We start from the raw sequence: 20,818 nt of genomic DNA, 5'->3' as shown, positions 1-20,818 counted from the left end.
CAATGGCGTGGGCGGCTCACCGGCAGGCGCCCAGCGGCGCTACGCGTCCGATTGACCCCGGCGTAGCCTGGTTTGGCGTGAAATGCGGGGGTGAAAAGGGATTTACAACACCCTCTTCAGTCGCCCATCCGCGCGTTAAACAGAGGCATGCCGCTGATCAAAGTCCGCGGGCGACTGAAGTCACCCCTACGGTCCCTTCGGCCAACATCGGGGTGTTCACCTCGGCATGCACGTTGCAGCCTGTCTCCTGCGGGGGCGTAGCGTAGCCTTCGCCGCGCACCCATCACGTCCTGCGCGACTTCGAATCAGGTGGTCTGCCTGGGTGTCTTGCGGGTGCGCCGGTAGCCGTAGCCCGGACAAATGCGGGTGATCAATGGTTCGCGTGGCATCCCGCCCGCTCTGTGAGCCCGATTACCGTCGCCTTGCCGTCCCCGCCTTGAAACCGCAATGACTTCAAGCCGTGACGCTCCTGTCACGAAGCTCCCCTAGTCTGCGCCGACCATGCCGACTGTCCGTGTTTCCTCCATTCCCCGTGCGCGCTGTCGCATCGGCGGTTTCACCCTTCTTGAACTGCTGGTGGTGATGAGCATCATCGGCCTGCTGGCGGGCTATGTCGGCCCCAAGTTCTTCGCCCACATAGGCCGGTCGGAGGTGAAGGCGGTGCGGGCGCAGATCGATGGCCTGGAGAAGGCGCTGGACCAGTACCGCATCGACCTGGGGCGTTACCCGAGCACCGAGGAAGGCCTGCAGGCCTTGATGACTGCGCCGGCGGAGGCGTCGCGCTGGGCCGGCCCGTATTTGAAGAAGGCCTTGCCCAATGATCCCTGGGGCAAGCCTTACCAGTATGTGCAGCCGGGTGAGCATGGGGAGTTCGATCTCTACTCCTTCGGCCGCGACGGCCAGCCCGGCGGGACGGGCGAGGCTGCCGACATCGTCAACTGGTAGGTCATGCGTTTCCGCATCCGGGCCCTGGCGGGGGCCGCCGCCATCCATGAGCTTGAGCTGGCCGCGCCTGATGCGGCGGCTGCCCGGCGTCTGGCCGTGGCCCAGGGGCTGGCGGTGATGTCCGTGACCCCCGTGGATGGCAAGGCTGCGGGGGGGCGGTTTCCGCTGCAGTTGTTCAACCAGGAATTGTTGGCCCTGCTGGCGGCGGGCATTCCCCTGGCCGAGGCCCTGGCCGCCCTGGCGGAGAAGGAGACCCGGGCCGGCGTGCGGGAGGTTTTGCTGGGCCTCGGGGAGAGTCTGCGGGAGGGGCGCACCCTGTCCCTGGCCCTGGCGGCCCGGCCCCAGGCCTTCCCGGATCTTTATGTGGCCACCATCCGCGCTGCCGAGCGCACCAGCGATCTGGCCCAGGCCCTGGTTCGCTATATCGACTACCAGCGGCAGCTCGCCCTGGTGCGCGGCAAGCTGGTGTCGGCGGCCGTCTACCCGGCGCTGCTGCTGCTTGTCGGCGGGGCGGTGATGCTCTTTCTGCTGCTCTTCGTGGTGCCGCGCTTTGCCCAGGTCTTCGAGACGGTGGGGGGCGAGCTGCCGTGGATGTCCCAGTTGCTGCTGCAATGGGGCCAGTTGATGCAGGCCCATGCGCCCCTGGTGGGGGGCGGGGTGCTGGCCCTGATCACGATGGTGGTGGCCATCCTGCGTCGCCCCGCCACCCGTGCGGCGGCGCTGCGCCTGGCCTGGCGCCTGCCCCGGGTGGGGGAGCGCCTGCGGGTTTTCGAGTTGGCGCGCTTCTACCGCACTTTGGGCATGCTGCTGCGGGGTGGCATTCCGGCGGTGACGGCCATGGGCATGGTGGAGGGGCTGCTCTCGCCGGTGCTGCGCCCGGGGCTGCAGGCCAGCATCAATCAGGTGCGTGAGGGCCAGGGTCTGGCCGCCACCCTGCAGGCCAACGGCCTGGCCACGCCGGTGGCCCTGCGCATGGTGGCGGTGGGGGAGCGGGCCGGCAATCTGGGGGAAATGCTGGAGCGGGCGGCCGAGTTCCACGAGGAGGAGAGCGCCCGCTGGCTCGACGTGCTGACCCGCCTGGCCGGCCCCCTGCTGATGCTGGTGATCGCCGTGGCGGTGGGGCTGATCCTGATCATGCTCTACCTGCCCATCTTCCAGGTGGCGGAGAGCATCCAGTGAGCGCCATACCCGCGGGCATGCCGCCCATCGCCCACGCCGAGCTGCTGGCCCTGGTGCCCGATTTTGCGGTGCTGTCCTTCGACATGGCCCTGCGCCGGGACGCCTTTGCCGGCCGGGACGCCCGCGGGCAGCTGGTGATCGCCCTGGCCGACCCAGCCGACACCGACCTGGTGGACGGCCTGGGGGGCAGTCTGGCCGAGGCCTTCAGCCTGCGTCAGGCCCTGCGTGACGATGTGGCCGCCTGCCTGGCCCGGCACGAGTCGGCCCATCGGGTGGTGGCCGATGTGCTGGGCAGCGCCGAGGCGGCGGCGGAGGGCGATGAGGGGGAGGATCTGTCCCTGCGCCGCATCGCCGGCGACGCCAGCCCGGTGGTGAAGCTGGTCAACTCCACTCTCTACGATGCCATCCGCCAGGGGGCCAGCGACATCCACCTGGAGTCCCAGCCCGGTGGGCTGGTCATCAAGTACCGGGTGGACGGGGTGCTCAACCGGATGGGCAGCGTGCCCGGCACGGCCCTGGCCGAGCAGGCCGTGTCGCGCCTCAAGGTGCTGGCCGAGCTGGACATCGCCGAACGGCGCGTGCCCCAGGACGGGCGCTTCAAGGTGCAGGCCGGGGGGCGGGCCATCGACTTCCGGGTGTCCATCATGCCCAGCATCCACGGTGAAGACGCGGTGCTGCGCATCCTCGACAAGGAGCATCTGACCCGCGAGCTGGCCGGCCTGTCCCTCGACACCCTGGGCTTCGACGCCACCACCCGCGCCCGCCTCAGGCACATGGCCGCCGAGCCCTACGGCATGCTGCTGGTCACCGGCCCCACCGGCTCGGGAAAGACCACCAGCCTGTACGCGCTGCTGTCCGAGACCCACACCGGCCAGGACAAGGTGATCACCATCGAAGACCCGGTGGAGTACCAGCTGGCCGGCGTGCTGCAGATCCCGGTGAATGAGAAGAAGGGGCTGGATTTTGCCCGCGGCCTGCGCTCCATCCTGCGCCACGACCCGGACAAGATCATGGTCGGCGAGATCCGCGACCCGGAGACCGCCGAGATCGCCATCCAGGCGGCCCTCACCGGCCACCTGGTGTTCACCACGGTGCACGCCAACAACGTCTTCGACGTGATCGGCCGCTTCATGCACATGGGGGTCGATCCCTACAACCTGGTGGCGGCCCTCAACGGGGTGGTGGCCCAGCGCCTGCTGCGCATCAACTGCCCGGCCTGCAGTACCGACAGTGTGCCGGATGCCGCCACCCTGGCCGCCTCCGGGATGGCGGGGCCGCTGGCCGACTTCCGCTTCCGCGCCGGCAGTGGCTGCGGCCAGTGCCGGGGCTCGGGCTACCGGGGGCGCCGGGCGATCGCCGAGGTGCTGCTGCTGGACGACGAGCTGCGCGACCTGATCACCGGGCGGGCACCCCTGCGGGTGCTCAAGGAGACGGCTCGGCAGCGCGGCTTCATCAGCCTGCGGGAGGCCGGGCTGGCCCTGGTCCGTGACGGCCTCACCACCCTCCAGGAGCTGAACCGTGTCACCTTTGTGGCCTGAGACGGTGCAGCTCGCCATCGGCCCCGCGACGCTCTGCCTGAGCCGGCGCGGCGAGCCCGCGTTGAGCCTGCCCTGCAGTGGCGATTGGGACGCCAGCCTGGCGGCGCTGCCGGCCCTGCCGCGGCGAACCCGCCTGGCCGTATGTGTGGCCGACCGCCACGTCCGCTACCTGCGCCTGGACTGGCCGGCGGGGCTCAAGGCCGGGGAGCGCGCGGCCTTCGTCGAGCACCGCTTCCATGCCGTGTTCGGTGCCGGCCCGTGGGTGGTGCAGGCCGACCGGGACGCCATCTGCCTGCCCAGCCTGGGCGTGGCCCTGCCGGCCGCACTGGAGGCTGCGCTGAAGGGCTTTGTGGGTAGCCGGGGCCTGCGACTGGTGGCCCTGGAGCCGGCCTTTCCGCGCAGCTACAACCGCCTGCGCCCCCGCTTGCGCGGCGACGGGGCCCTGGCCCGGCTGGAGGCCGGACGGGTGACCCTGGGCCTGTGGCAGGGTGGCCAGTGGCGGGCCGTGCGCAGCCAGCCGGTCGCCCGTGCCGACGCGGCGGCGGCCGTTGCCTGCCTGGTCACCCTGCTGGCCACGCTGCCGCCCGCCGCGGCCACAAGCGGCAACACCTCCGGCAACACCCTGTACCTGTGCGGTGCCACCGACAGCGCTGCAACCATCGACACGCTGCCCGCCGGCTGGCGTGGTGTGCACCTGGAGGGCGGGGAGTGAGGCCGTGTCCGCCGCCGCCCCTGGCGCTGGATCGGGTCGCCCGCCGGCGCTGGCCCAGCCTGCTGGGCTGGGTGCTGCTGGCCTTCGGGCTCAGTGCCGCGGCCGGCGTGCTGCTGGAATACCAGACCCTGGATGCCCGACTCGCCGATGAGACCCGTCTGCTGGCCCGGGCCCGCCGCGCCGTGGATGCCCGGGGCGGGGGCGGGGCGCCGCCGCGGCCCCTCGCCGACGGGGAGATCCGCCCGGCCTTGGCGGTGGCCGGCCTGCTCGCCCGGGACTGGGCCGGCCTGCTCGCCGAGCTGGAGCGGGCGGCCGACGACCCGGGCGTGGCCCTGCTTGAACTGGAGCAGGACGCCGCCACCGGCAGCCTGCGCCTGGCCGGCGAGGCCCGCACCCTGTCCGAGGTGTTCGCCTTTGTCAGCCGTCTCGAGGCCGGCCCCCGGCTGCGCCAGCCACGTCTGGCCGGCTACGCCCTGCGTGCCGGCGAGGGCGAGCCTGTGGTCAGCTTTCAGCTCACCGCCCGCTGGGAGGCACGGCCATGAGCACTGCCGAGCGGATCCGGGAGTCGGCCGGGCGCAGCTTTCGGCGGGCGGGGGCGGCGGGTGTGGCCGGCGTCGCCCTGGCCCTGTTCGCCGTGAGCTTCGACCTCAGCGGCAACCGCAGCCTGGACGCGGAGGCTGACAGCCTGCAGCAGGAAAGTCGTGCCCTGAGCCGGCGCCTGCGCCAGCCAGCCCCGGTGGCGATGTCCGAGCGGGGCCGGCTGGAGGCCTTCCACGCCGGCTTTCCGGGCGCGGCGGCCTTGCCCGACCTGTTGCTTCGCCTGCACGGCCATGCCCTGGCCCGGGGCGTGGAGGTGGACAAGGCCGACTACCGCACGGCCGCCGATACCGCCTCGCCGCTGGAGCGGATCACCCTCGAGCTGCCGGCCCGAGGGACCTACGGGGCGCTGCGGGGATGGATCACCGATGTATTGGCCGAAATGCCCGAGGTGGCCGTGGAGCACCTGAGCCTGCAGCGCGCCGCCATCGGGGTGCCGGCCCTGGAGGCGCGGGTGCGCTTCGTGATCTTCGTCAGGCGCCGGCCATGAAGCGGCAGCCACTGTTGCTGGGCGCGCTGGCCTTGTCGCTGTTGGCGGCGTGGTGGGCATCCGGCCTGGACGACGCGGATACACCACCAACAACGCGTGGGGCCGGAAAGGCCCAGCGCCGTGAGCCCGCCGGTTCGCGCCCGGACCTGGCCGCCCTGGCCCGCCCGGCGCGAACGCGGGGCGATGAATCCGCCACCGATCTGTTCCCCGTGCGCAGCTTTCAGCCGCCGCCTCCACCCCCGCCGCCGGTGGCCCGCCCGACGGCGCCGCCGCTGCCTTTCCGCCACGGCGGCATATACGAGGACGGTGGCCCGCCGGCGGCGCTGCTGGCCGAGGGCGAGCGGCTGCACATCGTGCGGGTGGGCGACGTGCTGGAGGGCCGCTACCGGGTGAGTGCCGTCGGCCGCGCCCGTGTCGATCTTGTTTACCTGCCGCTCAACCAGACTCAAAGCCTCGTCAGCGGGGCCCTGCCATGACCGTGATGCCTGCCTTGCGAACTCTTCGCCTTCCCTGCCTCCTGGTGCTGGTGTGGGGCCTGCTGGCCTGCGCCGCCAACCCTGCCTTGGAGGAGAGTCGCCAGGCCTTTGCCACCCGTAGCCCCGAGCTGGCCTTGCGTGAGCTGCGCGACAAGGTGACCGCCGACCCGCGCAACCTGGAGCTGCGCAGCTACTACCTGCGCCAGCGCGACATGCTGGTGGCGCGCCAGCTGGCCCTGGCCGATCAGGCCCGGGCGGCGGGGCGTTTCGAGCAGGCCGAGGCGGCCCTCGGGCTGGCCCGCCAGTTCGACCCCCTGCACCCCCGGGTGGCGGCCGGCTACGAGGCCATCGCCGCCCGCCAGGCCCGCGACAACAGCGCCCGGGAGGCCCAGCGCCACCTGGACAAGGGCGACGCGGTGGCCGCCGACAGCGCAGCCCGGGCCGTGCTGGCGGCCGACCCCGCCCACCCCCTTGCCCGGGACGTGATGCGCCGGCTGGACGAGCGGGCCGCCGCCCGCGACCCGCTGCCGGCAGCCCTGGCCGGCCCCCTGGCAAAACCCGTGACCGTGGAGTTTCGGGACGCGCCCCTGCGTGGGGTGCTGGAGGTGCTGTCCCGGGAGTCGGGCCTTAACTTCGTGCTCGACAAGGACGTGCGGCCCGACACCAAGGTGTCGATCTTCGTGCGCCGGAGCAGCGTCGATGATGTGCTCAAGCTGCTGATGGTGACCCAGCAGCTTGAGCGCAAGCTCCTCAACGAGCGCTCGGTGCTGATCTACCCCAACACCCCGGCCAAGCAGAAGGACTACCAGGAGCTGGTGACCCGCAGCTTCTACCTGGCCAACGCCGACCCCAAGCAGGCCATGGCCATGATCAAGCAGATGGTCAAGACCAAGGACGTGTTTGTGGAGGACAAGCTCAACCTGCTGGTGATGAAGGACACCCCCGACGCGGTGCGCCTGGCCGAGCGCCTGATCGCCGGCCTGGACCTGGCCGAGCCGGAGGTGATGCTGGAGGTGGAGGTGATGGAGGTGAGCCGCAACCGCCTGCTGGAGCTGGGCCTGCGCTTTCCGGAACAGATCGGCTACGGCCTGCTGCAGCCGTCCACCACCAGCGCGGTGACCACCACCACCGGCACCACCATCACCCAGAACCTGGGCGGGCAGCTGCTGGCGGGCAACATCAACCTGCGCAATACCGGCGCCATGGTGCCCTACGTGGCCAACCAGGGCCTGCTCCTCAACCTGCGCGATCAGGACGGGAACTCCAACATCCTGGCCAACCCGCGCATCCGGGTGAAGAACCGGGACAAGGCACGCATCCACATCGGCGAGAAGCTGCCCGTGTTTACCACCACTTCCACAGCCAACGTGGGGGTGTCGGCGTCGGTGAACTACCTGGACGTGGGCCTCAAGCTGGAGGTGGAGCCCTCGGTGCATCTGGATGACGAGGTGGCCATCAAGGTGAACCTGGAGGTGAGCAGCATCGTCAAGGAGGTGCTCGGGCCGTCCAGCTCCCTGGCCTATCAGGTGGGCACGCGCAGCGCCGCCACCTCCCTGCGCCTGAAGGACGGGGAGACCCAGGTGCTCGCCGGGCTGATCAGCGACGAGGAGCGCAGCTCGGCCTACCGCCTGCCCGGCCTTGGCGAGGTGCCGGGCCTGGGGCGGCTGTTCAGCAGCCAGCGCGACGTGGGCAACAAGACCGAGATCGTGCTGCTGATCACCCCGCGGGTGGTGCGCAACCTGGCCCAGCCGGCCCTGGCAGGAGCCACCCGGGCGGCGGGCACCGAGACGGCGGTGGGCGCCGCGCCCCTGCTGCTCGGGCCGGGCGGGGTGGCGGCCGCTGCGCCGCGCGGGGCTCAGGCGGGTGCTGCAATGCCGGCGCCGGCCGCTGCCGTGGTGGCGGACCCGGGCCTGCCGGCGCTGGCGCTGGAGGCGCCGGAGCAGGTGCGGGCGGGCGAGTCCTTCGCGCTGGCCCTCACGCTGGCCGGCCCGGCCACCGAAGGCGGCCCCGTGCTGCTGGCCTACGACACGACCCTGGTTGAATCCCTGGATCAGCCCGGTGAGGGCGGCGACGCCCTGGCCCTGCAGCTGCCGGCGGGTACGGCGCCGCGCCTGGAGGTCCGCTTCCGGGCTCGCCCCGGTGCCACCGGCCTGGCCCGCTTCGGGGTCCTGTCGGCCCAGCTGCGCAGCGGCGGCCAGGTGCAGCCCCTGCCGGTGGGCGAACCCCTTGCCGTGCGTATCGCGCCCTGACCCATGCCGGCCCGCGGTTTCACCCTGATCGAGATGGTGGTGACGGTGGCGGTGGTGGTCGTGCTGGCGGCCATGGCCGTGCCCGTCATGCAGCTGACGAACCAGCGGGCAAAGGAGAGCGAGCTGCGCCTGGCCCTGCGCCAGCTCCGCGAGGGCATCGACACCTACAAGCGCTACAGCGACGAGGGGCGGATCGCCCGGCCGGCGGATGGCAACGGCTATCCGCCCACCCTGCAGGCACTGGTGGACGGGGTGCCGGATGCCCGCGCGCCGGGCAAGGGGCGCATCCACGTGCTGCGCCGCCTGCCCCGCGACCCTTTCAGCACCGATCCGTCAGTGGACGCGGCGGCCACCTGGGGACTGCGCAGCTACGCCAGCCCGGCGGACGCGCCGGCCCCGGGGGCGGATGTCTTCGATGTGTATTCCCGTGCGCCCGGTGTTGGGCTCAACGGGTTGCCTTACCGGGCGTGGTGAGCACCATGGCGAGGCGCTGCGCAGGGGAGGGCCGGGGCTTCACGCTGGTGGAGCTGCTGGTGGTGATGGCCATTGTCGCCACCCTGCTGTCCATCGCCGCGCCGCGCTACTTCGGCCACCTGGAGCGGGCCCGGGAGGCGGCGCTGGTGCAGACCCTGGCCGTCACCCGCGACGCCATCGACAAGTTCCACGGCGACACCGGGCGTTACCCCCGCGATCTGGACGAGCTGGTGAGCGGGCGCTACCTGCGTGCCCTGCCGGTGGACCCGATCATCGAGCGGCGGGACGCGTGGACCCTCGTCGCCCCGCCCGATGGCAGCGGCGACGGCCTGTGGGACCTGCACAGCAGCGCCCCCGGCCGCAGCCGCGACGGCCAGCCCTTTGCCGAGCTATGACGGCCGCGTCGCGCCAGGGAGGCGCCACCTATCTGCTGATGCTGTTTGCCGTGGCGGCCCTGGGCCTTGGTCTGGCGGGTTTCGGTATGGTGTGGTCCACCGCCGCCCAGCGGGAGCGTGAGGCCGAGCTGCTGTTCATCGGCGGCGAGTTTGCCCGGGCCCTGGCCAGCTATCGGGCCCTGTCGCCTGCGGGTGCGGCGGCCTATCCCCAGCACCTCGAAGATCTGCTCCTCGACCCGCGCCAGCCCTTTGTGCGCCGGCACCTGCGCCGCCTGTACCTTGACCCGATGACCGGCGCGGCCGATTGGCAGGTGGATCGGGTGGACGGGCAGATCGTGGCGGTGCGCAGCCGTTCCACCCGGCAGGCGCGGCGCCGGGCGGCCCTGCCGCCGTGGGTGGTCATCGCTGCGGAACATGCCGACGCGGCCCGCTACTGTGACTGGCAGATGCGCCCGCAGGATGGCGCACCCCCCGTCGTCGGCCTGGCGAGATAGCGGCCGCCATGGACGCCCTGTCCTTCGATCCCTACGACCTGGAGCGCCTGCGCCTGACCCTGGAAGGGGCTGTTCGGGTACGTCGGCCGAGCGAGTTCTACCTGTGGGCCCAGGGCGCGCTGCAGAGCTTCCTGCCCCATGAGACCCTGGTGTGCCTGTTTGAAGGCGGGTCGGCCGGGGAGGTGCCCATCGAGATTTTCTCCCGGGCCGTGTTGGCACCCGAGGCCGAGGCCGCACTGCGTGCGCAGTCCGACGGGGTTCGCGTTGCGCTGCGCTGTCACTGGCAGCGTCAGGGTCAGCGCCCGTGCGTCCACCCCTGGCCGACTCCGGCGGGGGGCGAGGCCCTGGTGCATGGGGTCGGTGGGGTGTCGGCCCTGTCGCCCTGCCTGTTCGTGTTTCTGGGCATGCCGGGCATGCCCGGGCCGCGGGAGCACTACCTGGCCGAGCTGCTGCTGCCCCATCTTTACATGGCGCTGCTCCGCCAACGCCAGACGGCGCCGCTTGCGGGAGTGGCCAGCGGTTTGTCCGCGCGCCAGCGCCAGGTGCTGGAGGGGGTGCGCGGTGGCAAGACCAATGCGCAGATCGCCGGCGACCTCGGCATCCGCCCGGCGACGGTGAAACATCACATTCAGCAAGCGCTGCGCAAGCTGTCGGTCAATAATCGCGCCGCAGCCGCTGCCGTGACCTCTTCGCTGGAAGAGGCGGGGCGGGCCTGAACGTTCTCCGGCCGGGCCGGTCGGAGCCAGGCAGCGAACAAGGAAGGCATATCTTGAAATTCAGCAATGGACGCTGGCGGGGCCTGGCCTTCGTCGATATCGAGACCAATGGTGGCGTGGCCACCGTGGATGGCATCACCGAGGTGGGCATCGTCGAGGTGGATGAGGACGGCGTGCGGGAGTGGTCGCAGCTGCTGCGGCCGGAAGGGCGCATCCCGGAGTTCATCCAGCGCCTCACCGGCATCACCAACGAGATGGTGGAAGACGCACCGCGCTTTGCCGATTGCGCCGAGAACATCTACAACCGGCTCGACGGGCGTCTGTTCATCGCCCACAACGCCCGCTTCGACTACGGCTTCCTGCGCAATGCCTTCGATCGGGTCGGCCTGCCCCTGCGGCCGCCGGTGCTATGCACAGTGCGGCTGTCGCGGGAGCTGTTTCCCGAGCACGCGCGCCATGGGCTGGACGCCCTGATCGAGCGCCATGGCCTAGTGGTGGGTGAGCGTCACCGGGCCCTGGCCGATGCCCAGCTGGTCTGGCAGTTCTGGCAGCTCATCCACCGGCAGTTCGAGCCGGAGCGCATCGATGCTGCCATTGCCCGGCTCACCGGCCACGCGGCGCTCCCGCCCCACATCGACCCGTCCATCCTCGACGAATTGCCCGGCACGCCCGGCGTGTACCTGTTCTACGGCGAGAACGACCTGCCCCTGTACGTGGGCAAGAGCAAGGACATCCGCACCCGGGTGCTGTCCCATTTCAGCGCCGACCACAGTAACGCCAAGGAGATGAGCCTGTCCCAGCAGCTGCGCCGCATCGAGTGGATCGAGACCCCCGGCGAGGTGGGCGCGCTGTTGCTCGAAGCGAAACTGGTCAAGGAGCGTCAGCCCATCCATAACCGCCGCCTGCGCCGCAGCACCGGCCTGTGCGCCTGGCAACTGGTGGAAGACGGGCAGGGCGGCTGGATGCCGGCGCTGGTGCGCGGGCCCGACCTGGACCCGGGGCGCCAGGACAATCTGTTCGGCTTCTTCACCAGCAAGACCGCCGCCACCAAGGCCCTGCGCACCCTGGCCGACGAACACGCCCTGTGCCAGGCGTCCCTGGGCCTGGAGAAGGTACGCAGCGGCCAGCCCTGCTTCGGCTACCAGATCAAGCGTTGCAAGGGGGCCTGCATCGGCGCCGAATCCCGCGGCCTGCACGGCGCCCGCCTGATGATGGCCCTGCACAAGCTCAAGGTTGAACGCTGGCCTTACGCCGGCCCCGTCGGCCTGCGCGAGGGCGAGGCCCTGCACGTGATCGACAACTGGTGCTGACTGGGTACGGCCCGGGGCGAGGACGAGGTCCACGCCCTGCTCGAATCCGGCCGCCCGGCCTTCGACCTGGATATGTGGAAGATACTGAAGAAGGCGCTGGCGACGGGGCGGGTGGTGAAGCTGGGGAGCGCGGTGGCGGCGGGGTGATGTGTGGGGGAGGTGCCAGATCAAGATACTGTCTGGCCAATCCAGCACCCGGTGCCATTCATCTCTGGTAAAACACCTGCCCCACCCGTTGAATATGCTCGCGCAATGCGGGGGTTTCGATCTGTTCAAACAGCGACAGATCAACGGTGTAGGGGATGTCGGATTCTTCCAGGGCCGAGGCGATGGACATCAGCGACTGGTGGTCCAGCGCCGCACCGAACAGGGTCAGGTCGATGTCGGAGCCGGCCTTGTAATTGCCCTTGGCCCGCGAGCCGTAGAGCACGGCTTTTTCGATCTGCGGGTAGCTGGCGAGGATCTGGCGGACGGTGGTGCAGGTGCGTTCCGGGAGTCCGAATTCCATCAGGACTCCTGCTGCCGGCGGGTGAATTCCTGCTGCAGTTTCTGGAACTGATCAAAGAACCGCTCAAGGATGGCTGTGTAGATGCCGTCCGCTGTGGCTCGGTCGTAGGCGTGGGAGGTGAGATTTCTGGACTTGATCATCTCCATCCAGGCTTCGCCATCATCAATCAGTCCGCGCTGGAAGGCTGCGCGGGTGGTGTCGCGGGAGCCGATCAGGCCCACGATGCCCTGATATTCCAGGTAGTCCTTCAGGACATTCCAGGCCAGTTCGTGGGTGCATTCAAAGCCCTGGATGGCACCCTGTTTTTCCAGTTTGGAGAGGGGGCGTGCCGCGGCCAGATCGACCGCCTCACGAAGTTCGAGAAACGCCTTGCCGAAGTTGTCGAAGCGCTGTTTCCAGCGGATATCGGTGCTCATAGGAGTCCCCTGGCGATCTGGACGGTGAGGATCCCCGCGCGCGTTCAGTGCTTCAGAAAACTCGCCGGAATCGGCCGCGGTGCGAGTTTTTCGGCGGTGGTTTCGAGGGCGTAGAGGGTGCCGCCGGTGGTCATCCAGGCCAGGACCCAGTCGGGGGTGGGGCCTTTTCCGTCCCAGGTGAGGGCGCGGTTGGAGGGGTGCATGTAGCGGATGTGGCCGGGGGCGGCAGGGGCCGGGGCGGCGGGCTCGGCTGCCTTTGCGGCGGCCTGGGCAGCGGCTTCGCGGGCGACGGCTTCCTTCCGGGCGGCTTCTGCGGCCTTGGCTTCGGCTTTTGCCTCGGCGCGGGCCGCGGCTTCGGCGGTCTTGCGTGCGGCCTCTGCCTCGGCCGCCTTGCGGGCGGCTTCAGCTTCGGCGACAGCGCGGCGTTCGGCTTCCGCGGCCGCTTCGGCAGCGGCGCGGGCCCGGTCGGCTTCTTCCTGCTCCCGTTTGGCGATCTCGGCCTTGATCTGTTCGGCCAGGGCTTCCAGCTCCGGGAGGTCGTAGGGCTTCAGGTCTGTCATGGGTGCGTCGGGGTCGGCTCGGGGCGTGAACGGTGCTGCAGGCCGGGGCCGCACGGGGCGGCCCCGCGGGCTCAGTCGGTCGCTTCCGGGCGCATCTGCGGGAACAGGATCACGTCGCGGATGGCGGGGCTGTCGGTGAGCAGCATGACCAGGCGGTCGATGCCGATGCCGCAGCCGCCGGTGGGAGGCAGACCGTACTCGAGCGCCCGGATGTAGTCGGCGTCATAGTACATGGCTTCCTCGTCACCGGCGTCCTTGGCCTGGGCCTGGGCCTGGAAGCGGGCGGCCTGGTCTTCGGGGTCGTTGAGCTCGGAGAAGCCGTTGGCGATCTCGCGGCCGACGATGAAGAGCTCGAAGCGCTCGGTGATCTCGGGGTTGCTGTCGGAGGCGCGGGCCAGCGGGCTGACTTCGACTGGGTAGTCGATGATGAAGGTCGGCTCCCAGGTCTCGGCTTCGGCGCAGGCTTCGAAGAGCTGCAACTGCAGGCTGCCGAGGCCGCCCGGCTTCACCTTCTCGCCGAAGTCCTTGATCTTCTGCTTGAGCCAGTCGGCGTCGGCCAGCTGGGCATCGGTAAAGCCGGGGTGGTGCTTGCGGATGGCTTCGATGATGGTCAGGCGGTGGAAGGGGCGGGAGAGGTCGAGGGTGCGGCCCTGGTATTCGAAGACTTCGGTACCCAGTGCCTCGCGGGCGGCGTGGCGCAGCAGGCCTTCGGTGAAGTCCATGAGGCTGCGGTAGTTCGCGTAGGCCTCGTAGAACTCCATCATGGTGAATTCAGGGTTGTGACGGGGCGACAGGCCTTCGTTGCGGAAGTTGCGATTGACCTCGAAGACCTTCTCGAAGCCGCCGACCACGAGGCGCTTGAGGTAGAGCTCCGGCGCGATGCGCAGGAACTGCTGCATGTCGAGGGCGTTGTGGTGGGTGACGAAGGGCTTGGCCGAGGCGCCGCCGGGGATGGGGTGCATCATCGGCGTTTCGACTTCGAGGAAGTTGTGGCCGGTCATGTAGTTGCGGATCGACTGCACCAGGCGGCTGCGGGCCACGAAGGTGTGGCGCGACTCCTCGCTCATGATGAGGTCCACGTAGCGCTGGCGGTACTTGGTCTCGGTGTCGGTGAGGCCGTGGAACTTGTCGGGCAGGGGGCGCAGGCTCTTGGTGAGCAGGCGCAGCTCGTTGCTCTTGATGGAGAGCTCGCCGGTCTTGGTGCGGAACAGGGTGCCGATGGTGCCGACGATGTCGCCGATGTCCCAGTGCTTGAAGTCGGCGTAGCCTTCTTCGCCCAGCGCATCGCGGGTGACGTAGAGCTGGATGCGGCCGGAGAGATCCTGGATGGTGATGAAGCTGGCCTTGCCCATCACGCGCTTGAGCATGATGCGGCCGGCGACCTTGACCTCGACCGGCAGTGCTTCCAGCTCTTCGGCGGTTTTCTCGCCGTAGACTTCATCGAGTTTGCCGGCGGTGTTTTCCCGGGAGAAATCGTTCGGATACGCCTTGCCGGTGGCGCGCCATTCGGCGAGCTTTTGCCGGCGTTCGGCGATCAGGTGGTTTTCGTCCTGGGCGGGCGAGGAGGTCTGGTCGGACATGATGGGCTCTTCAATCAACGGAATCGGGGTGGCGGCAGGCTCAAGACGCCGCAAAGCTCCCAATTTTGACACACTCCGGGGCGCCCGTCGCGGCCCGCCGGCCGCGGTGGCGGTGATCAGAGGAAGATCTCGTCGATGTCGGACTGGATCTGGGCCTGGCCGGCCGGGGTGTTGATGCGCAGTTTGCCGCTCATGATCAGCTCGTCGAAGCCATTGACCTGATTGCGGCCATGTTCCTTGGAGTAGTACAGCGCCTCGTCGGCGCGGCCCAGCAGTTCGGCCGGGGACAGGCGCGGGTCGATGCGCGAATAGCCGACCGAGCAGCGCACCTGCCCGACCCGGGGAAAGTCATGGTCTTCCACCGCCACGCGGAAGCGGTCGAAGATGGTCTGCACGTTGTCTTCACCCACGTTGCGCAGCATGACCACGAACTCCTCGCCACCGAAGCGGAACAGCTTGTCGTGGTTGCGGAAGCTCTGGCGCATCAGGTCGGCCACGCGCAGCAGCACTTCGTCACCGAAGAGGTGGCCGTAGTTGTCGTTGATCTTCTTGAAGTGGTCGATATCCACCACCCCGAGCCAGCAGGGCTGGGTGATGTTGGGGCTGAGGGTGCGGCGTTCGGCGGGTTCCTGGCGGGCCTGCTCGGCTAGCTCGGCAGCGGCGATGAGGCGTTCAAAGTCGTCGTCAAAGGTTTTGCGGTTGAGGAGCCGGGTGAGGGTGTCGAGGTTGGCATATTCCCAGGCCTGGTGCTGGTTTTCGAAGCAGCGCAGGAAGAGGGTAAGGGCCTGGCAGTCGGCGGTCCGGGGTTTGGTGGGGCTGTGGATCTCGAGGACCCAGCGGGCCTGGCCGAGGGCGCCGACGGCGAAGGCCAGGCGCCACGTGTCGCCCTCGTGCATGATCGCGTGGCCGAAGTCGGTGTGCAGGCAGTCGGCCAGCAGGGGGTCGACAGGCAGCCAGGACTGGCCGTCGCAGACGTCGTCCCAGTAAGTGTCGGTGCCGTCGGAAACGCAGCAGCCGAGCAGGCCGACGGTGAGATCCGGGGGGGTGAAGCGCACGGCGAACAGCAGGCCATAGCTGCCATCCACGAAGCGCATGGCGGTTTCGGCGGTGATGCGGAAGATCGCGCGCAGGTCGCGGGTGCGCGAAAGGGTTTCGGCACCGCTGAGCAGCACGACGAGGGGAGAGGCGACAGGCGCAGACGCCGGGGTGAGGCGCATTATGGAGAAGCGGGCCGTGGCTGGATTGACCCAATAACGTCAGTGGACAGTGAATCTGAAGGCGGTTTGTGTCAAGTCGTGTCGGGCCGGGCTGGGCTCAAGCTGCCCGGCCCCGCGGCTATAGGGCGCGCTGGATCAAGCCGATGGGCGGGGCCCAGTCGTCGCCGGGTTTCTTCTTGCGGGTGACCAGGGTGAGCTGGGCCGGGGCGAAGACGTTGGCGTTGTGGGTGACCGGGGTGGTGATGAGGTACTGGGCGCGGGTGGCGCGCAGGAAGGTGCCGACCCGGTCGATGTTGGCGATGTCCAGGTGGGCGAAGGGCTCGTCGATGAAGACGAAGCCGCCGGGGCGGGCCTCGTCCATCAGCAGGGCAATCAGCAGGATCAGGGATTTCATGACCTGCTGGCCCCCCGAGGCCTCGCCGTCGTTGAGGCCCACGGCGCCCTTGCGGTCGAAGTCGAAGCGCACTTCGAGGCCGGCGGAGGCGAGGGCCCGGTCGTCGTTGTCGAGGGCCGGCACCGGGCAGTCCACATCCACATTGGCCAGATCGCCGAGGGCGCGCAGGTTCTTGCCGTACTGGCGCACGGTGGCGCGCAGCTTGGCGATGTAGGCGGCGCGGGCTTCGCCGGTGATGCGGCGGGCGGCGGTGCAGTGGCGTTCCCGTTCGGCGTACTGGCTTTCCCGGTCGTGCACGTCGGCCTTGAGGCGGCCGGCGAGGGTGAGCACGGTGTCGTCGGTCACCCAGTCGCCGTTGGCCAGGCGCTGGCGCAGGCGTTCGAGTTCGGCACGGGCGCCACGGGCGCCGTCGTATTTGTCGGTGAGCAGGGCATTGGCGGCGGGGTCACGCCAGTCGGCGGGCATGCCCCGGCGCAGGCGACGCAGGCGCTGGATGCGGGTGGCCTGGTCGTGGCGGCGGGGGGCGGCTTCGGCCGTCAGTTGATTGACCCGGGCTGTCAGGCCGGCCATCTCCCGGCGCCGGCGGTCGATCTCGATGTCGATGCCGCGCAGGGATTGTTCGATGCGGTCCACGTCGCCCTTGGCTTCGGCCCGGTCGGCAATGGCCTGGGTCAGGCGGGCGCGGGCGGCGGGCAGGGCGTGCTCGGCGGCCTCGAAGGCCTCGGCCCGGGCGGCCAGCAGCTGGGCGGCCTCGATGCCGTGGAGGCGGGCGCGCAGGGCATCGGCTTCTTCCTTGGCGGCGTCGAGCTGGGGGCGGATCTCCCGCAGGCGGGCGTCGATGCTGTGCATGTCGGCATCGAGCTGCTTCAGGCGCGAGGCGCGGGCCAGTTCGCCGAAGTGGAAGTCGGTGGGTTTGCCCAGGTGGCGGGCGCCGCGGCGTTCCCGGTGGTAGCCGTCACGGGTGATCCACTCGGTTTCCCGGGGCAGGCGGCGGGCGGTGTCGGCGTCGTCCACCCGCTGGATGCGGTTGAGCAGGTCGGCCAGCCAGCGCGGGATGGCGTCGGCAAAGCGGATGACCTCGGCCAGGGCGCCGCGGGTGGCGGGTGGGGCGGGCTCCAGTTCGGGCACGATGAAGTGGCGGAAGCGCTCCTGCTCGCCCAGGCCCCAGGCGGCGTGGCGGTCCTGTTCCCGTTCCAGCAGGATCACGTGGCGATAGGGCCGCAGCACGGCCTCGACGGCGCCCTGCCAGTCGGGGTCGGTGACTTCGACGATCTCGGCGAGGGCCCGGTGGGCGATGCCGGCTTCCTTGAGGCGGCTGCGGAAGCGGCTGACCTCGGCGTCGGCGGGCGGGCCCCGGTGTTCGCGGGTGGCACGCAGCTGGGCGGTCTTGTCTTCAAAGGCGGCGATGGCCTCGCGCTCCTGGCGCTGCAGGTGGAGGAGGCGGGCATCGGCCCTGGCGTAGTCGGCTTCCAGGTCCACCGCAGCGTCGCCGGCCTCACGGGCCAGGCGGGCGCGCAGGGCGCTGCGCTCGGCGAGCAGCTTTTCCGCATCGCGGACTTCGTCGTGGGCGGCCAGGTGGCGCTTCTCGGCTTCCAGGTCGCGGCTGCGGGCGGCCTTGCGTTCGTTTTCGGCGGCGGCCTTCTCGGCTTCCACGCCGCTGCTGCGGGCGCGCAGGGTGTTCAGTTCGTCTTCGCCCTTCTGGCGTTCACTGCGTCCGCGGGCGATGTCGTCCCGGGCCAGGGAAATGTCGCGGAGAAGTTCGGCGACTTCCAGGCGCGGCACGATCTCGGCGGCCAGGGCGCGGGCTTCGTCGTCGAGCTGCTTCCATTCCAGGAAGCGGTCGGCCTCCAGACGTTTGGTTTCGGCCTGGGCGCGCAGGCGGTCCAGGTCGAGGCCGAGGGCGGCCAGCTCCTTCTCGGCGTTGTTCTGTTCTTCCCGGGCGGCGGCGTAGTTGTCCAGCACCTCCTTGTCGCCGAACACATCGAAGACCAGCTCCAGCAGGGCCTTGGGGGAGTACTCGCAGAGTTTGTCGGTGTCGCCCTGCTCGAGGGCCAGTACCTTGGCGATGGCGGGGGTGAGGCCGCCCCAGGCCAGGCGGCTCTGGTAGTCCCGATAGCCGACCCATTCGACGGCCTTGTCCTCGTTGGCTTCCAGTGCTTCGATGGGTACGTCGCCGTCGGCGATGGCGTAGTCGCGGGTCCAATCGCCACCGGCGCGGCGGATGCGGCAGGCCAGGGTGACTTCGTCCTTCAGGCAGGGGAAGAAGGGGCGCTTGCCGGTGCTGCTGGGGCGGTTGGCCACCACCGCGCGGATCCACGCGAAGCTGCGGTTGGCCCGGCGCACGTAGCGGCGGAAGTCGCGCTTGCCCGAGCAGCGCAGGCCGAACAGGGTGCGCAGGGCGTCGAGCAGGGTGGTCTTGCCGGAGCCGTTGGGGCCGACGATGGTGATGATCTGGGCGTCCAGGGGCAGGTTGAAGCGGCGCCAGTAGTCCCAGTGGACCAGTTCGAGTTGCTTGATGTGGAACATGCTCAGTCGTCCTCGGCGGCGTCTTCGGGGGGCGTGAAGGCATCACCGGTGGGGGGCGGATGGCCGGCCTGGGCCAGCACTTCGCCGAGGGTGCCGTAGATGATGCGGTCGGCCAGCAGGCGATAGTCGAGGAGCACGTCGAGGAGCGGGCCTTCGTGGATCATGCCGCCCTTGCGCTCGATGAAGCCGAGCTGGGCCAGGCGTGACAGGAGCTTGCCCTGCACATAGGTCTTGTGGCCCAGCACGGGGGCGAAGTCGGCCAGCAGGGAGGCTTCCGACAGGGCGCCAGAGACGCCTTCGCCGTGTTCCAGGGGGCCTTCCTTGCCGAACATGTCGTCCTGGCCGTCGTCGGCGAGGCGCTGGCGATTCACCTGGCGTTCGCGCTTGGGCAGGATGATCAGGGCCCAGATCACCACCAGCAGGGCCAGCTGGTCGCGGGTCAGGCCGGCATTGCTGGCGGCGTATTCGCGGCTGGCGCCGAACACCGGTTCGTGCATGTCCTCGGCCAGGGCCACGGCCACGTGCTCGGCGTAGGGGTTGTCGATGAGCTGCAGGCCGACGGCGCCGAGGCGGGCGTCCAGGTCCACGCGGAAGGTTTCGTCCACCAGGGCGCGGCGCACCAGTGCATCGCTGCGGGGCAGGCTGCGGTTGGCCAGCAGGCGGGCGGTGAGGGTCCGGATCTGTTGTTCCATCAGGCGGGGTCGGTAAGGGTGTCGTCGAGGGCGTCGATGACGGGCAGGGCTTCGGCGGCGGGCAGGCTGCCCTTGGCGCCCACCAGGCCGGTGGACATGGCGGCGATCTCGTCCTCGCCAAGCTTGACGGTGCCGGCTTCGAAGAGCACGTCGAGGGGTAGGCGCATGAAGTCGCCGATGGGGCCGTCGGCCGGGGTGGCGCCACCTTCGCCACCACCGTCGGCCAGCAGGGCGAGCAGGGACAGGCGGTAGGACGCCGCCGGGAAGCCGCCGCCGGCCACCAGGCTGGCCAGGGGCGCCGGGGGGCTGCCGGGTTCGGTGAGGCGGGCCAGGCGCTGGCTGAAGTGCTGCAGCAGGCGCAGGTCTTCCTGCTCGGGCTGGCGATTGCTGGGCGCCGCCTCGGCCGGGGGCAGGGCGGTGTCGGCCTCAATCTGGCGGGCTTCGTCGGAGAGGGCCAGCTCGGCCCGGTCGAGGAGTTCGTGGCCGCCGGCCAGCAGGGTGAGCTCCGGTGCCGGCGCGAGGGCGCCGGTGGCCAGCTCCGCCAGGGCCCGCCCATCCAGGCGGCGCAGCCAGCCGGCCACGTCGCTCGACGAGATGCCCGAGCCGCCGAGGGTGACCCGCTGGGCCTCGATCTTGTTGAGGGCGCGCTGGAAGGCCGCATCCACCCGGGCCAGGCGTGACTGGGCCAGGCCGATGCGCTGGGCGACGCGGGCCAGGTCGAAGGGCACCTCCGGGTCGGCCAGCAGCTCACCCATCACCTCGGTGCCGCGCTCGATCCAGCGGGTGTTGGCGGAGAGGCGCCGGCGGGCGTCGGCGATGCGGAACTCGGAGCCCGAGGCGATGGCATCCTCGAAATGCCAGGCCAGGTCGTTGAGTTTGCCGAGCAGGTGGCCCAGGGCCTCCGGGGTGATGCTGCCCACGGCCTGCAGGCCCGCCAGCTGGGCGGTGAGGAAACCCAGCTCCAGGTCGTCCTCGGCGCTGAAGCTGACCAGCATGCCGATGGCGGCGACCGCGTTGCGGCCCAGATCGGACAGGGCGTAGAGGTTGTCGTCACCGATCTCCAGCAGGCTGTTGCCACGCAGCCGGCGCAATACGGTTTCGAGCTTGACCGGGTCGAGGAAGGCGAAGCGCTGACGCAGCTGCTCCGGGCCCCAGCGCGGCGAATCAGTCTCGCGGCCGATCTCGCGCAGCACCAGCAGGCGCATCAGCACTTCGGCCTCGCTGCCATGGAACAGGGTGCTGAAGGCCGACAGCAGCGGCCGGGCCTTGAGCAGGGGAGCGAGCTCGGGTACCTCGTCGGCAGCGACGCCGGGGGCCAGGAGCTCTTCCAGACGGACTTCGGACATGGGC

At 70.1% G+C, this 20,818-nt stretch carries 21 protein-coding genes; 13 read left to right on the top strand and 8 right to left on the bottom strand.

Annotated features, from left to right (window positions below; all coding sequences use genetic code 11):
- Positions 1-501 precede the first annotated feature (501 nt).
- The 13 genes from gspG to ACIQ09_RS09225 are packed head-to-tail and all read left to right on the top strand — an operon-like array spanning position 502 to position 11,575.
- Positions 502-945: a type II secretion system major pseudopilin GspG gene (gspG, locus tag ACIQ09_RS09285; RefSeq protein WP_398308472.1), complete on the top strand. Its 444-nt coding sequence runs from the start codon at positions 502-504 to the stop codon at positions 943-945.
- A gap of 3 nt (positions 946-948) precedes the next feature.
- Positions 949-2,124 carry a type II secretion system F family protein gene (locus ACIQ09_RS09280; RefSeq protein WP_398308470.1) on the top strand — a complete coding sequence of 392 codons (1,176 nt, stop codon included), beginning with the start codon at positions 949-951 and terminating at the stop codon, positions 2,122-2,124.
- The gene (locus ACIQ09_RS09275) at positions 2,121-3,662 is read left to right on the top strand and encodes a GspE/PulE family protein (protein ID WP_398308468.1); all 1,542 of its coding nucleotides are present in this window, start codon (positions 2,121-2,123) and stop codon (positions 3,660-3,662) included. Before ACIQ09_RS09280 ends, ACIQ09_RS09275 begins: the two co-directional genes overlap by 4 nt.
- Entirely contained in the window at positions 3,643-4,374 is a 732-nt protein-coding gene (locus ACIQ09_RS09270) for a hypothetical protein (protein WP_398308466.1), read from the top strand. The genes ACIQ09_RS09275 and ACIQ09_RS09270 overlap by 20 nt, the downstream gene beginning before the upstream one ends.
- Positions 4,371-4,916: a PilN domain-containing protein gene (locus ACIQ09_RS09265; protein WP_398308464.1), complete on the top strand. Its 546-nt coding sequence runs from the start codon at positions 4,371-4,373 to the stop codon at positions 4,914-4,916. Before ACIQ09_RS09270 ends, ACIQ09_RS09265 begins: the two co-directional genes overlap by 4 nt.
- Positions 4,913-5,461 (top strand): GspMb/PilO family protein, encoded by a 549-nt coding sequence (locus tag ACIQ09_RS09260; RefSeq protein WP_398308462.1) that lies wholly within the window; start codon positions 4,913-4,915, stop codon positions 5,459-5,461. Before ACIQ09_RS09265 ends, ACIQ09_RS09260 begins: the two co-directional genes overlap by 4 nt.
- Positions 5,458-5,937 (top strand): hypothetical protein, encoded by a 480-nt coding sequence (locus ACIQ09_RS09255; RefSeq protein WP_398308460.1) that lies wholly within the window; start codon positions 5,458-5,460, stop codon positions 5,935-5,937. Before ACIQ09_RS09260 ends, ACIQ09_RS09255 begins: the two co-directional genes overlap by 4 nt.
- Positions 5,934-8,186, top strand: a complete 2,253-nt coding sequence (locus ACIQ09_RS09250; protein ID WP_398308458.1) for a secretin N-terminal domain-containing protein — start codon at positions 5,934-5,936, stop codon at positions 8,184-8,186. The genes ACIQ09_RS09255 and ACIQ09_RS09250 overlap by 4 nt, the downstream gene beginning before the upstream one ends.
- Before the next feature lie 3 nt (positions 8,187-8,189).
- Positions 8,190-8,660, top strand: a complete 471-nt coding sequence (locus tag ACIQ09_RS09245) for a type II secretion system protein (RefSeq protein ID WP_398308456.1) — start codon at positions 8,190-8,192, stop codon at positions 8,658-8,660.
- Positions 8,661-8,665: 5 nt separating this feature from the next.
- Positions 8,666-9,055, top strand: a complete 390-nt coding sequence (locus ACIQ09_RS09240; RefSeq protein WP_398308454.1) for a type IV pilin protein — start codon at positions 8,666-8,668, stop codon at positions 9,053-9,055.
- Positions 9,052-9,549 carry a type II secretion system protein gene (locus ACIQ09_RS09235; protein ID WP_398308452.1) on the top strand — a complete coding sequence of 166 codons (498 nt, stop codon included), beginning with the start codon at positions 9,052-9,054 and terminating at the stop codon, positions 9,547-9,549. The genes ACIQ09_RS09240 and ACIQ09_RS09235 overlap by 4 nt, the downstream gene beginning before the upstream one ends.
- An 8-nt stretch (positions 9,550-9,557) precedes the next feature.
- Positions 9,558-10,265 carry a LuxR C-terminal-related transcriptional regulator gene (locus ACIQ09_RS09230; RefSeq protein WP_398308450.1) on the top strand — a complete coding sequence of 236 codons (708 nt, stop codon included), beginning with the start codon at positions 9,558-9,560 and terminating at the stop codon, positions 10,263-10,265.
- Positions 10,266-10,318: 53 nt separating this feature from the next.
- Positions 10,319-11,575 carry an exonuclease domain-containing protein gene (locus tag ACIQ09_RS09225; RefSeq protein WP_398308448.1) on the top strand — a complete coding sequence of 419 codons (1,257 nt, stop codon included), beginning with the start codon at positions 10,319-10,321 and terminating at the stop codon, positions 11,573-11,575.
- 205 nt (positions 11,576-11,780) lie between these two features.
- Here the strand turns inward: ACIQ09_RS09225 and ACIQ09_RS09220 are convergent, their stop codons facing one another.
- The 8 genes from ACIQ09_RS09220 to ACIQ09_RS09185 form a co-directional block, all read right to left on the bottom strand.
- Positions 11,781-12,083: a nucleotidyltransferase domain-containing protein gene (locus tag ACIQ09_RS09220; protein ID WP_398308446.1), complete on the bottom strand. Its 303-nt coding sequence runs from the start codon at positions 12,081-12,083 to the stop codon at positions 11,781-11,783.
- The gene (locus tag ACIQ09_RS09215) at positions 12,083-12,499 is read right to left on the bottom strand and encodes a nucleotidyltransferase substrate binding protein (RefSeq protein ID WP_398308444.1); all 417 of its coding nucleotides are present in this window, start codon (positions 12,497-12,499) and stop codon (positions 12,083-12,085) included. The genes ACIQ09_RS09220 and ACIQ09_RS09215 overlap by 1 nt, the downstream gene beginning before the upstream one ends.
- A gap of 44 nt (positions 12,500-12,543) precedes the next feature.
- Entirely contained in the window at positions 12,544-13,059 is a 516-nt protein-coding gene (locus tag ACIQ09_RS09210) for an H-NS family nucleoid-associated regulatory protein (protein ID WP_398308442.1), read from the bottom strand.
- Between the two features lie 71 nt (positions 13,060-13,130).
- Positions 13,131-14,639, bottom strand: a complete 1,509-nt coding sequence (lysS, locus tag ACIQ09_RS09205; protein ID WP_398308440.1) for a lysine--tRNA ligase — start codon at positions 14,637-14,639, stop codon at positions 13,131-13,133.
- 116 nt (positions 14,640-14,755) lie between these two features.
- Positions 14,756-15,856, bottom strand: coding sequence for a GGDEF domain-containing protein (locus ACIQ09_RS09200; RefSeq protein ID WP_398308438.1), 1,101 nt, complete (start codon positions 15,854-15,856; stop codon positions 14,756-14,758).
- 118 nt (positions 15,857-15,974) lie between these two features.
- Entirely contained in the window at positions 15,975-18,776 is a 2,802-nt protein-coding gene (locus ACIQ09_RS09195) for an AAA family ATPase (RefSeq protein WP_398308436.1), read from the bottom strand.
- Positions 18,777-18,778: 2 nt separating this feature from the next.
- Positions 18,779-19,468, bottom strand: a complete 690-nt coding sequence (locus tag ACIQ09_RS09190; protein WP_398308434.1) for a hypothetical protein — start codon at positions 19,466-19,468, stop codon at positions 18,779-18,781.
- The gene (locus ACIQ09_RS09185; protein WP_398308432.1) at positions 19,468-20,814 is read right to left on the bottom strand and encodes a hypothetical protein; all 1,347 of its coding nucleotides are present in this window, start codon (positions 20,812-20,814) and stop codon (positions 19,468-19,470) included. The genes ACIQ09_RS09190 and ACIQ09_RS09185 overlap by 1 nt, the downstream gene beginning before the upstream one ends.
- Positions 20,815-20,818 lie beyond the last annotated feature (4 nt).

This window comes from Zoogloea sp., from assembly GCF_044344315.1.
In the GTDB taxonomy this organism is placed as follows: domain Bacteria; phylum Pseudomonadota; class Gammaproteobacteria; order Burkholderiales; family Rhodocyclaceae; genus Zoogloea.
This window is presented reverse-complemented; position numbering and strand designations above follow the sequence as displayed.